The sequence below is a fragment of the Streptomyces sp. NPDC090119 genome (assembly GCF_044747085.1).
Classification (GTDB): Bacteria; Actinomycetota; Actinomycetes; order Streptomycetales; family Streptomycetaceae; genus Streptomyces.
In genome coordinates this window covers 432,782-446,263 of record NZ_JBIVDK010000006.1, presented here as the reverse complement: position 1 = coordinate 446,263, position 13,482 = coordinate 432,782, and the positions used below count along the sequence as shown (strand labels likewise).

The following is a 13,482-nucleotide window of genomic DNA, read 5'->3' as shown; positions in this document are numbered from 1 at the left end:
TATTACGCCTTGAGAATCATCAGAAACTTCCCCTTCCCCCATAGGTAGATGTCGATGGCATTCGCCATCTCTCGCGCATCTGCCGTGACACCGTCAGTGAGCGTGTCCACCGTATTGACGTAGAAGGGCTTCCGTCTGGTAGTTCGAACGTAAGATCCGGGAATCTCGGCTCGTTCGGATTGGATCCGTAGACCGCGCGTTCCGGCAATTCCTGACCGGTCGCCCGGTCGCGCCCACCAGCCACGTGCTTCCAGGTAGGATTTGCATCCAGAAGCTCGTCGCGGACGTCGTCCAACTGCGACAAGGTCGCCGGCTTTCCGCGCCGCCCATACGGGTTGGGCGGAATACGAGGACTTCCACCGGTAGCGCATGTGCACTTTACCGAGTGCGACTTTCCGTTTGCACTCTGCGCCCCGCCACACTTGTGACTCATTCTGAAACGATCAGTTAGGCGCGTTCGGGTCGTCGTAGTACTCAGTGCGGGTCACGGTCAGCCTGCCTCTCGTCCAGTGCTGCGCACACGGCATCGATACGGCCCGTGTTGAGCCCCGTTGCTGTGCCGTCGGGCAGTGCTGCCGCAAGCTGCTGTCGCCACTGACGCTGACCTACATCCACTCGGTGCTCAAGTCCGCCCTGGAGCACGCCGTGCGCGAGGAGGAGATCACGCGCACCGTCGCACGCAATGTCCGTACCGGCACCCCACGGCCCCGGCGCTTCGAACCCCTCACCGCCGACGAAGCCCGCCAGTTCCTCACGGCCACGCGCCGACACCGGTTGCACGCGCTGTTCGAACTCGCTCTCCACCCGGACTCCGCAAGGGCGAACTCCTTGGCCACGCTGGGAAGACCTCGACATCGCGGGCGGAACCGCAAGTATCCGACGCACCCTCCAGTGCACCAGCACCGGCGAGCTCACCGTGCTGCCCACCAAGACGCGCGCCTCCGAGCGCCGCATCGCCCTCCCTACCCGCTGCGTCCAGTCGCTGAAGCTTCCACCACGAGCAGCAGGAGCGCGAGCCTGAGGCCGCGGGCACCACGTGGCAGCACGACTCGCACGTGTTCACCACAATGCAGGGCAGACCGATCGACCCGACCAACCTCACCCGCACCTTCACCACGCTCCTTCGCGGGGCCGGCCTCCGTCGCATCCGCTTCCACGGCCGCCGTCACTCCACCGCCACTCTGCTCCTGGAACAGGGCGTCGAACTCGTCGTGATCAAGGAGCTATTGGGCCACGCCCACATCGGCGTCAACGCAACCGTCTACGCCCACGTGCGCCTCCGCCTCCAGCGGGACGCTATCGACACCCTCAGTGCCGCCCTCGACGGTCCTGCCAGCCACGAACCTCCCCTCGACGACGGCATCGACCCGCCGCTGTGCGAAGCCATCGTCCGCTGACGTTGCCGTCAACTACTGCCCTCGGAGACCTCACATGCCCGATCAGCTGCGGCTGATGGGGCTCTCGGCGTTGCGTTCGCAGCGCCACGCGGTATACGTCGCACAGGCGACAACGGCCGGTGGGTGCAGTCCCCTCAGGAAGACAGCTTCAAGCCGCTCACATGAGAGAATGATTGCGTGATTGATCCTAAGAGAATTGATCTGCCTGACTTCCTAGCCACCTGGTACGGTGCTCCCAGCAGAAGCGCGACACCACTTCCCGACTCCTGTGATTGGCTTCCCGATCCGCTAAAGGAATGGCATACGCTGACTTCACGGTGGGAGAAGCGGCTCACGTTCACAACGAAAATGATCCCGCCTGAAAGAATCCGAATCGCCGAGGATGGCAAGGCCATCTTCATGGTGGACGCTACGGGCGACTGGCGCTGGTGCATCGACCCCGATGACCCGGACAGTGTTTTCGATGCAGAGCGGTATGAGCCCTGGGACAGGAACCCGGAGCAGCTTACTGAATTTCTCGTACATAATACCGTAAGAGAAGTCATCTATGGTGCCGCCGCCAGCGTCAGGACGCTCGCTGTTCCTGAAGACACACTGACAGAAATCCTTGCCCCTATGGAAGAAGTTGCGTTCGACGCCTGGGAATGGCCAGCGCCGGGTTACCGGATCTTCATAGGGGGTGCGGCGCTCGCGGAGACAGTCAAGTCCGATTCCGGCCCAGGCTGGGATGTAGAAGTGGTCGCAGTGGAATTCGGTCGACTCTCCTACCTCGAAGGAATTGCTGGAGTGCGCTGGCGAAGGTAGGCGACATAGTAGAATCTTGCACAAAAATGAGGCAGGGCCCACAGAATGTGGGCCCTGCCTCATTTTTCTCACTTATTAGTTTACGTTACCGATGTAGGGCGTTGATCGGAATATAGTCCCGTCCAACTTTTTGAACACAACCGTCAGGGAAGCTCCTGACGGCAACATGTCCTCCAGAGTTCCAGCACAGGCTCCGCAAACTTCTCGCTCAGCATCCGGGTCCCGGAAGTGGATATAGAGAGTTGCATTCCGCATCTCGGGATTCTTGTGCATGAGCGCCGCAGCCTGGGCTTCGAGATGATGCTTGAACCCTGACCTGGTTCCAGGTGCGGGACTTCTATCAACGCTTGGGTGGATATTCCTGCCCCCCGAGGAAAGCGGGTCAGAAAACCACCCGTCCTCATCCGAACGCAGAGCACCGGTGGCACCCCCGGGGCGATCAAAGTGGTCGCCCGCCCGCTCTGCGGCAGCAAGCCCAGCCTTGTCGCAGTTGTGAACAAGTACCGGCGTCTCGCCCGCCAGCACATAATACGTGTGGAGGGTTCCGATGGTCAGGTCGTAAGTCGTGGTGTTCGCGTGGTACAGGCGGACACCGGTGACCTGGGCCGTGCCGGTCGGCGTCTGGAGGACGTCGCCGGGCTTGAGGTCCTTGGCATCGACGAAGGCCGACTGGGTCTCGTCGTAGAAGGGGTGGTGGAAGGTCGTCGTCAGGTGCGCGGGCTTCGGCTCGGTCACCTGTGTCGAGGACGCCTTGCTGACCGCTGCCACCGGTGCCGTCGCCGGGTGCGTGTCAGCGTGGCCGTGGGCGGCCGACAGTGCGCCCAGGACCGCGGCCGACGCCGCCAGGCCGAAGGCCGCCTTGCGAACCGCCTTCTTGGCCAGGGACTTGGCGCCGGCCTTCACCGAGCGCTTGTCACCGGTCTTCTTGATAGTCAGGTCCACGAAGTCGTGGTCCGTGTGCGTCACGATCACCGCGGTGACCTTGTGCGCCTCCGTGCCCTTGGCGCCGGGCACCGAGTTGGCGATCGTGTCGCCGACCTTGATGTGGTCGATGGCCTTGGTCGTGCCGTCGGCCATCAGAACCTGAGTGGAACCGGTGAAGCTGTGGGTCTCGCAGGTGGTGGGACCCTCCTCCGCCGGTGCCTCGTCCGAGTGGGACTGGGAGCGGGTGGCCGATGCCTCGGACTTCGCCGCCGCGGCGGCCTCGTCCGTCGCGTCGGCTGTGGCTGATTCGCCTGCTTCTGTGGCTCCCTTTCCGAACAGGCCGCCCGCGACCTCCATGGCCTTGGGGGCCGCCTTGGCGAGGATCTTGCCGCCGAGTGCGCCGAGCGCTCCGCCGAGGGCGCCGGTCACCGCGCCCTCGACCGCCGAGCCCGCGAACGCGCCCATGCTGCAGTCGGAGCCGCCGTTGTCGGCGCACTTGAAGCCCTGTTCGACCAGGGCGCCCGCGGCACCGGCGACGGCGGCGCAGCCGATGGAGCCGATGCCTGCCGTGAATGCCTCACAGCCCGCGAAGACCGCGGTGGAGACCACGAGCGACGTGATCGCGGCGGCGTGGTTCTTGACGAACTTCGTCGCCGTCTTGGCCGCCTTGACCGTGGCGTGGTACGCCGTGCGGGCGGCATGGGCCACCGCGTGCGCGGCCTTCCGCACCGCGTGGGCGACCTTCTTCGCCGCCTTCTTCACCGCGTGGACCACTCGGTGCGCGGCCTTCCGTACCGCGTGGTACGCCGAGTGCACCGCATGGACCACCTGGTGATACGCGCGTCTGACGTGCCGTGCCGCGTAGTGGTAGACGCGGCGCACGGCCCGGACCGTGGCGTGGTAGACGTCCCGCACATGGTGCGCGACCCGGTGTGCCGCGTGCCTGACGGCGTGGACCACCTTGCGGGCCAGGTGCTTGGCCGCGTGGTAGACCTTGTGCGCCGCGTGCCTGACCTTGTGGGCCACATGGTGCGCGACCTTCTTGGCCCCGCAGACCACGTCGTACCAGGAGCAGTTGCCCGACTCGTCGGTGCCTGCCAGCGGGTTGTCGTCGACGTAGGCGAACGGGTTCGCCGCCACCGAGTTCGGCACCGCGTCCAAGGACATGCTGTCCTTGTTGAGGAACTGCCCGGTGTCCGGGTTGTACCAGCGCGAGGCCGTGCCCACGTCACCCGTGCCGGGCTCGGTCCAGCCGGACTGGAAGCCCAGGTGGCCGGTGACCGTGTCGGTCGGCGAGACCACCTTGCCCAGCGGGTCGTAGGAGGCCGAACCGGCCAGCGCGGTCGCGCCGGAGGTGAAGGTGCCGACCACGTCGTTGTGCTGGTCGGTCAGGGCCAGCACTCCGGCCCCGCCGCCGACCGGCTTCACACCGACCAGACCGCCACCCGTGTCGTGGGTGTAGGTGAAGTCGCCGTCCGAGGCGATGGTGTTGTCCCCGCCGGAGTAGGCGAAGGTCCGCGTGAGTCCGCCCGCCGAGGTGTCCCGGTCGGTGATGTTGCGGCCCAGCGCGTCCAGGTTGTACGCCTGGTCACCGGCGACGATCTGGTCGCCGAACGCGTCCGTCTTGTACGCCAGCGTGCCGGACGACGACGACTCCTGGGTCATCGCGCCGCGTGCCGAGTAGTCGTAGGTGTGGACACCGTCCGACGTCAGCTGGTCGCGCTGGTCGTACGTGTAGACGTCCGAGCCCTTGCGGATGCGGTTGCCCGAGGCGTCGTACGCGTACGTCGTGTTGGTGGCGCCGTTGTTCCACGACGTGAGGCGGTTCGCCCAGTCGTAGCCGTAGGTGTTGCTCGACGCGCCCGACACGCCTGTCGTCGTCTTCGACGTCAGGTTGCCGTTCTTGTCGTAGCCGTAGCCGAAGCTCGCCAGGGTCGACGCGCCCTGGACCAGGGTGTCGGTGGTGAGTTGGTGCGCGGTGTTGTAGCCGAAGGTGCGGGTCTGGCCGGTCGCACCGTACTTGACGGACTTGAGCTGGTTGAGCTGGTCGTAGGAGTAGGTGAGCTGGGTGCCGGTCGCCGCGTCGTTGAGCGAGGACAGGCGGCCCGCGGTGTCGTAGCCGTAGGACGTGGTGCCCGCGGCGTCCGTGCGCGAGGTCATCGCGCCGTCGTTGTTGTAGGCGAAGCTGGACGAACCGGCCGAGCCCGACGTGGTGAGGGTGTCACCGCGGTCGTCGTAGGTGAACGCGTCGTGCGTCGCGCTCTGGTGGTCGACCGCTCCGGCCGTGCCCGCCTCCGCCGTGTCCGCCGACAGCACGCGGCCGTCGTTGTCGTAGGAGAAGCTGCGGGTGGCCGTGACCGCGTCCGCGCCGGAGCCGGACATCGTCTTGAGCTGGCCGTTGCCGTCGTACGTCATCGACGTCGTGGTGCCGCCCGGCAGGGTGGCCTGCGTCGCCTGGCCGTCCGCGTCGTAGGCGAAGGTCGTGGTCGAGTCGGCCGCCGAGGTGAACTTCGACGTGGTCGGCTCGATCACCTTCTCCTGCTGGCCCCACGGGGTGTACGTGTAGCGCCAGGAGTTGCCGCGGCCGTCGGTGAACCGGGTGCGGTTGCCCGCCTGGTCGTAGCCGAAGGTCGTGGTGATCGACGTCGTCGCGTCGACCGGCTGCGTCTCCTGGGTGATCGTCCCGGCCGCGTCATAGGTGAACTGGCTGGTGTGACCGGCCGCGTCGGTGGCGGCGGTCAGGTTGCCGACACCGTCGTAACTCTGCGACGTGCTCCAGAGCTGGGTGCCGCCGGCGTCGTAGGAGTGCGTGGCGGTCGGGTCGCCGGACGCGTTGTAGTCGGTCGTGGTGTAGGTGCCGTCCGCCAGGGTCGTCTTCGACGGGTTGCCCTCGAAGTCGTAGGCGTACTTGGTGACGTTGCCGGCCGCGTCGGTGACCGAGGTGATGTCACCCGCGCGGTTGTAGGCGTACGTCGACGACACACCGCCGGGGCTGGTGGCCGAGGAGACGTGCGCGCCGTAGGGGTTTCCGGCGGTGACCGCGTAGGAGCTGGTCGAGGTCAGGGTCCGGGTCGACGGGTAGCGCTCCAGGGTGGTCTGCGTCAGCGGACGGCCCATGAAGTCGTACGTCGCCTGGGACTGGGCGCCGGTCGGGTCGGTCGACGAGAGCTGGTCACCGGCCGCGTCGTAGACCGCGTGGGTCTTGGTGCCGTCCGGTGCGGTGCTCTGGACCACGTCGCCGAGCTGGTCGTACAGGTTCGACGTGGTCCTGCCGCCCGGTGAGGTGACGGAGGTCTGGTTCCCTTCGCTGTCGTAGGTCCACACGGTCGTGCCCGCGTTGGGCTGCGACGCGCCCGCCGGGGTGTACGACGGCAGGGTCTCGGAGACCTTGTTGCCCTCCGCGTCGTACGCCGTGTTGGTGACCTGGAGGTTGGGGTCCCTCTCCTCGACGGCCTCGCCGAAGGTGTTGAACCCGGAGGTGGTGACCGGACGGACGCTGCCCAGGTCGGCGCCGTCCTTCTCCGCCTGGACCGCCGGGGCGGTGGTGAGCGCGAGGTTGCCGGCCTCGTCGTAGCTGTAGTCGGTGGTGTGGTTCTCCGCGTCCGTCATCGACGACGGGAGGCCACGCTTGTCGTAGGCGTACTTGGTGGTCTGTGCGGTGGAGGAGCCGACGGTGCCTCCGTTGCGACCCTTGCCGTAGAGCGAGGAGATCTCGGTGGTGGACAGGGCGCGCTGGTAGACCTGCACGTTGGAGACACCGGCGGGCAGCGCGTCGTCGGCGGCGCCCGCGTACTTGTCGCGGCCGATGGTCAGCGGGCCGGTCGCCGCCCAGGGAGCGGAGTTGGTGACCGTGGCACCCGACTGGGCGCCGTTGACGTACAGCTTCATCGCGCCGTTGGAGGCGTCATAGACGCCGACCACCTGGGTCCAGGCACCCACGGCCGGGACCGCGGTGGAGTAGGCCCCAGGGAACGTGGTGCCGGACGCGTCCTTGCTCGTGTCGAGCAGGCTCCACAGCGGGCTACTGGTGTGCGCGTAGTTGTACTGGAGCATGAACGCGCTGTTGGTGGTGCCGGTCTGCGCCACGATGCTCGCGTTGTGCGTCGGCAGCGAGCTCATCTTCACCCACGCCGACACGGTGTACGACGCGGTGGTGTCCAGCACCGGACCGTTCGTCGCCACACCCTGCGTCAGGGGCGAACCGGGCAGACTCGCGGACGAGTCCGTCCAGGTCACGTTGCTCGCCTGACCGGTGTTACCGGTGCCGGAGGAGTCCGTCACCGAGGTGCCCGAACCCTGGTCCAGCTTCCACCAGCCCGCCGGATGACCCGAGGCGTCCCCGTACAGCGTCTCGCTGAGCAGGTTGCCCATGCCGTCGTAGGTGTTGGTGGTGGTGCGGTCGTAGCCGGTGGAGTCGCGGTCGGTCTCGCTGGCGACCTGGTCGTCCGGTGTGTAGGAGACGGTGCTCATCCGGTCCACACCGGTCGGGTCCAGCTCCGTGGCGGTGGTCCGGGACGCCGCGTCGACGGTGTACTTGGTGACCGTCTCGCCGTTGTCGGAGGTGGACTGGAGCAGGTTCCCGGCCGCGTCGTAGGCGTCGGACTCCAGCACGTAGGTGCTCTGGCCGTCGCCGCTCTTCCTCGTCACCGTCGCGGTCAGACCGTCGTCGGTGTACGTGTACGAGGTGACGTTGCCCATCGCGTCGGTGATCGACGCGAGTCGGCCCGAGGGGTCGTACGCCCGCGAGGACTCGGTCAGCAGCGTGGCGGGCTGCGGGTTCACCGGGTCGCCGGTGTACATCAGGCCCTGCGTGAGCAGGTTGCCCTCCGCGTCGTACGTGTACCGGGTCTCGTTGCCTGCGGTGGTGACCTCCTTGGTCTTGTTGCCCGAGGTGTCGTAGCTGTACGTCGTGGTGTTGCCGTAGTTCGCGCCCGCGGCCACGTTGGCGTCCGCCTCGGTCGCGACGTGGTCGTACGGGTCGTACGTCCAGGTCTGCGTGCGGGACTGGTCGCCGCCGCCCGCGTCCGCCACGGTCTGCGAGGTGGTGTTGCCGTCCTCGTCGTAGACCGTGGTGGTCCGTGCCCGGTGCGTGGCACCGCTGACGCGGTCGGTGATCTGCGGGTCGTCCTCCTCGGTCACCTGACCGGCCGTGTCGTACTTGTACGTCGTGGTCAGACCGGCCGGATAGGTGTCGGAGACGACCTTCTGGGTGCTGACCTGGCCGACACCGTCATAGGTGTAGGAGGTCACCAGGCCGATGGCGTCCGTGGTGGAGGCCACGTCGCCGCTCTGGTTGTACGCGACCTGGTTGACCGCGCCGCCGGGGCTGACGGTCTTCACCGGCAGGCCCGCGGGCACCACACCTCCGTCCGCGGCCGGGTAGGTGGCGGTGCCGTCGCTGTAGACGGTCGAGGTCGTGCGGCCGTTCGGGAAGCCCGGGACGGCGGGACCGGTGATCGCGGTCTGGTTGCCTGCCGCGTCGTAGGTGTACGTCGTCAGGTACGTGTTGTCACTCGCCGACGCGGAACGCCCGTCCCGCTCGGTCAGCAGCTGGTCGTTGCGGGGGTCGGCGGTGGTGAGCTGCGCGGTCGTGTCGTCCGGGTAGTACGTGTAGTACTCCGTGTTGCACTTGTTCGCCGCCTGGTCCTGGCAGGACGTGGAGGAGACGATGTTGCCGCGCACGTCATGACCGGTGACGGTCATCGAGCCGTTCGGATCGGTCACCGTGTGCTCGAAACCGGACGTGTCGTAACCGAAGCTGGTCGTGTTGCCCAGGGCGTCGGTCTCGCTCAGCAGCCGGTTGCCGTGCGTGACGTCGTACTTGTAGCTGAGCGTCGCGTTGGTCGGCGTCGTCACCGTCACCGTCTTCACCGGCAGCAGGCCGGTGGAGTTCAGCGCCGCGTCGTACTGTGCGTCGACGTCGTCGGCGGAGAGCTGGGATCGGTAGACCGCGGCCTCGGCGATGGAGCCCTTGAAGTAGCTGGCGTAGCCGGTGCTGTCGGTGGTGCTGTTGTGCGACTCGTCGGGCCAGTTGCCGCCGAGGTAGCCCGCGCCGACGTAGGTGTAGGGCTGGCCGGTCATCGCGGCGGTGCCGGTCTGGGTGCCGACCAGGTTGCCGTCCAGGTAGAGGGACTGGCTGGTCGCCGACGAGGACAGCACGACGTGGTGCCACTTGTTGTCGGTCACCGCCGACCCGGAGCCCAGGGGCTTGGTGGAGCCGCCGGAGAAGTAGAACTCCCCGTACAGCTTGCCGCTGCTGCCCACGTAGAGGACGGGCGTGTAGGCGGTCGGGGTGGTGGTGCCCAGCGGGTCCTTCGACGCGCCGACCAGGACACCGCCCGCGGTGGCCGTCTTGAACCACAGGTCCACCGACTCCGGACCGCTGCCCGGAATCGTGCCGTTCGGCAACGTCACCTTCGAGGAGGTGCCGTTGAACGCACCCGTGGTGTGGTCACTGAACGGACCTGCCGAACCCAGCGTCACCGACGAGTACGTGCCGGTCCCGCCGCGCACCTCGTCGAGCGCCGTCGTGGCACCCGCCGACTCACCGAAGCGGTAGTACTGGTTGGGGGCGCCGCCGAGGACCGCGCCCCGGTAGGTGTTGCTGGAACCGGTGATGGTGGCCGGGTTCAGCTTCCACACGCCGCCGTTCTCGTCGGTCAGCTGGGTGACGCGAGCGGCGTTGGTGTCGTAGGCGATGCCTGCGAACGCCTTGCCCGAGGGACGGGTGACGGTGGTCAGCAGGGGCGATGCCTTGGTGGCCGCGGTGTGGATGCGGGACACCTGGTCGGCGGTCAGCGCGTCCGGGTACAGGGCGACGTCGGCGATGGTGCCGTTGAAGTAGGTCGGGTAGCCCTGGTCGCTCGTGGTCGAGTAGTGGGGCTCGTCCGGCCAGGTACCGCCCAGGAAACCGGCACCGACGTAGGTGTGGTTCTGCAGCGCGCTGTGGTAGCCGTTGCTGTAGGAGATCATGCCCGAACGCGTGCCGACCTTGGCACCGTCCAGGTACAGCGTCTGCAGCGAACCGGCACCGGAGAGCACGACCTCGTGCCACGCGCCGTTGTTCACCGCGGCGGAACTCACGATCGGCTGGACACCGCTGCTGTTCCAGAACTCCGCGTTCAGCTTGCCGTCCGTGCCGATGTAGATGCCCGGCGTGTACTGCCCCTGCGACATCGCGTAGCTCAGCGGCAGCGTCGAGTAGGAGAACAGCACACCCGGAGCCGTCGTGGTCTTGAACCACATCGACATCGTCTGCTGGTTGGAGCTGGAGACCAGGCTCGGCGGCAGCTCCGCGTAGGAGGAGGAGCCGTTGAACTTCGCGGCGGTCGCGGTGGAACCCGTCAGCGGACCGGTCTGGCCGAGCGTGACGCCGCTGTAGGTGGCGTTGTCCGTGCCCTCGCTGTCACCGGCCGAGCTGGCGGCGGTGGTGCCGCTCGCCTCGTTGAACTGCCACAGCTCCGAAGCTCCGGCGTTCTCGACCTCGGTGCGGAACTGCGAGCCGTTGGTGTATCCGTACGTCGTGCACTTGGTCGTCGACAGCGGCGAGCAGACCTTGGTCAGCTGGTCGTTGGTGTACCCGTAGGTCCAGGTCTGGGCGCTGCCGGTGTCGTGCGAGTCGACGAGGTCGGTGACGACCGTCGCCACATGCGCCGCGGTCGCCCCGGTGGGCGTGGACCAGGTCAGATTCAGCGACCGGCCGGAGACAGCGGACTTCATGTTCGTGACGTGTCCCGAAGCCCAGGTGAAGGCCACCTGACGCTTGTTGGCGTCCGCCACCGCCGCGATGCCGTACACACCCGTGCTCAGAGGCTGGGTGAAGTTGTAGACCGTGTCGTCCTTGTCGGTCAGCGTGTAACCGATCGGCGACGCCTGGCTTCGCAGCATCGCGAAACGGCCCGAGGGCGCCGAGAACGTGCCGTCGGAGTTCTTGCCGAAACCGACCTCGGAGCCGTCCGGATAGGTCACGGTGACCCCGGTCAGCGTGCCGGAAGCGTTCTTCTGCTCGGTGACCTTGGCATCGAAGATGCTCGACCACCCGGCACCGAACGCGCCGGATATGCGGAAGTCGCGGGAGTTGTAGTCACGCTCGACATCGAGGCTCGGGCCGACCGTGGAGATCGACGCGTCCGTGTCGGAGGTCGTGTAGTTGCCGATGGTCGCGTCGTAGCCGTGGTCGCTGCTGTTCTGCGACAGCTCCGACGTCAGGAAGGGCTGAGGTACTTCCGTCGTCAGCGCGGACGAGGGGGAGACCGCCGAGTACTTGGTGCCGTCGTATGCCTGCGCGGTCCAGGTGTAGGAGGTGTTCCAGGCCAGTTTGCTCGCTGGGACGGTCCAGTTCGGCGTGGTCACCAGACCGGAGTCCACGACCAGGGTGCCCGAAGCGTTGTAGACCTTGAAGTCGTACTTCTGCGCCGCCGGGTTCTGCTGGAAGTCCGCAAACGCCTGAAGCTCCGGAGTCAGCGTGGAGACGGAGGAGTTGTTCGCCGGGAACGTCGCCTCCACCATCGGCGCCACATCACCGGTGTAGTCGTACACGATGTACGGCTCGTCACCCGGGAACGCCATCGAGCCGAACTGCTTCCAGTGCAGCGCGTCCGTCGTCGCCGCGTAGACCGCCAGACCATGGTCCGCGGTGGTACCACTGGCCCACTTCTGCATCGCCGCCGTGTCCAGCGGCACGGTCACCCAGTCACCACCCGACTGGTCACCCGTGGTGTTCGCACACGCGTTGGGCACCGACGGCGTCACACTCCCGATCGACGCACCGTGCGCCGGACCGGGATAGGTCATCGCATCGGTCGGGTCCCACGCGGCCGACACCTGCGCCACGTTGAACGCCTCCGGCGTACACGTCGACGCCCAGATGTCGTACAGGTGCAGATTCGCCGACACGAGCGAGACACCCGAACCGTCGAAGCTGTCCCGCCAGTCCTGCACGAACGAGACCGCCGAGTGCGAGCCCGAGTCGTAGGAGCCGATCTTCAGGGTCTGCTCCTGCGAGCGGTCCGCGACCGGATAGCCCGACTCCGTGTACGTGGAGTGCACGTAGTCCCACACCGAGGTGTCCGGGTCCACCGTCACCGGGAACTGCCGCGCCTTCGCGTGCAGCCACGCCGGGTTCAGCGTCATCCGCAGCGCCGTCTCACCGTGCGAGGTGACCAGCTCGTACGACACCGCGTGCGTCGTCGCCCGCTCACCCGACACCCGGTCGATCTTCGAGTCGAACGCATACGCCGACGGGATCGAGGCGACACCCTTGCCGGTGGCGTCCCGCAGATCCACCCCGCCGGACCTGTTCAGCTCCGCCGTCAGCCCCCGCAGATGAAGCGGGAAGACCCAGGAGTTCGCCACGTCCGCCGAGTGCAGTACCAGCGCCTGACGCAGACCCACCGAGGTGGACGTCAACTCCAGGTCCGTGCCCGGAAGCACCTCCGGATAGGCGACCGTCGACCCCTTCGCCACACCCGCGACCTTCGCGGCACCTTCGAGGGCGAACCCGACGCTCTTGCCGTCCTTGCCGAACGACGCCAGATCCTCATCGGCGGCCTTCGGCGCGAAACCGACATCCACCGCGTTGGACTTCTCGTCCCACCGGCCGTCAGGACCCCGGGCGACAGCGGTGTCGATCTGCTGCCATGTTCCCTTCTTGTCCTTGTAGTTCAGGGGGAAGGGGGATACCTTCCGACTGAACGAGCCGTCCGTGTTGTGGTAGTACGTCGACTTCTGTGTCGACCGGTTCGACACCCGCTTGCTGGTGCGGGGGTTGAACCCGTGGAACGAGGCGCTCAGCCCGGCCTTCGCCGAGGACTTGTGCGCCTTGTACGCGCCCAGTTCGCCGCGGCCGTGACCCGGCTTGTGACCCGCACCTCGATGGGCGCTGGTCGCGGCGGCCGACACATGGTGCCGCTTGCCGGCCGCGGTGCCGGACTGCTGGTGGGGCAGCTTGCCCCAGTGGGGGTCGGTGAACCAGGAGGCCCACGAGGACAGACTCGCGCTCGGCAACTTGACGCGACCGAGTTCAAGGCCCTCGGCAAGGGCCTGATCGGTCGTGAACATCAGCGCGAGCGCGGTGAGTACAACAACGGCGACAGAACGCCGCAGACGTTGAGCACGTCGTGCGGGTCTAGGTCGACTGAGTGGCCTTATAGGCACGGGTTCGACTCCAGCGATCAATAAGCGACAGATAAGCCCATTGATCTTGCCGTTGCGAACACTCTGCAGACACGCACGAGGGGTGATCTTGCGCAACTCTTGAACGCCGCTTACTCAACCCGGCCAGTTTGTCGATAAACACCCCTTTGCAGCTTGTGAACATCTTTGCCGTCCCATGAGCAAGTGCACACCGATGCAATGC

Annotated in this window: 2 protein-coding genes and 1 pseudogene; 2 read left to right on the top strand and 1 reads right to left on the bottom strand. The window is 66.8% G+C overall.

Annotated elements, in window-relative coordinates; genetic code table 11:
• Nucleotides 1–507: 507 nt before the first annotated feature.
• Nucleotides 508–1,397 (top strand): annotated as a pseudogene (locus ACIPPM_RS26700) (tyrosine-type recombinase/integrase); the annotation flags it as partial.
• Between the two features lie 177 nt (nucleotides 1,398–1,574).
• On the top strand, nucleotides 1,575–2,201 hold the full coding sequence (locus ACIPPM_RS26695) for a hypothetical protein (protein WP_401452330.1): 627 nt from the start codon (nucleotides 1,575–1,577) through the stop codon (nucleotides 2,199–2,201).
• 75 nt (nucleotides 2,202–2,276) lie between these two features.
• On the opposite strand, the gene ACIPPM_RS26690 is transcribed toward ACIPPM_RS26695, so the two are convergent.
• On the bottom strand, nucleotides 2,277–13,184 hold the full coding sequence (locus ACIPPM_RS26690; protein WP_401452328.1) for a LamG-like jellyroll fold domain-containing protein: 10,908 nt from the start codon (nucleotides 13,182–13,184) through the stop codon (nucleotides 2,277–2,279).
• Nucleotides 13,185–13,482: the final 298 nt, after the last annotated feature.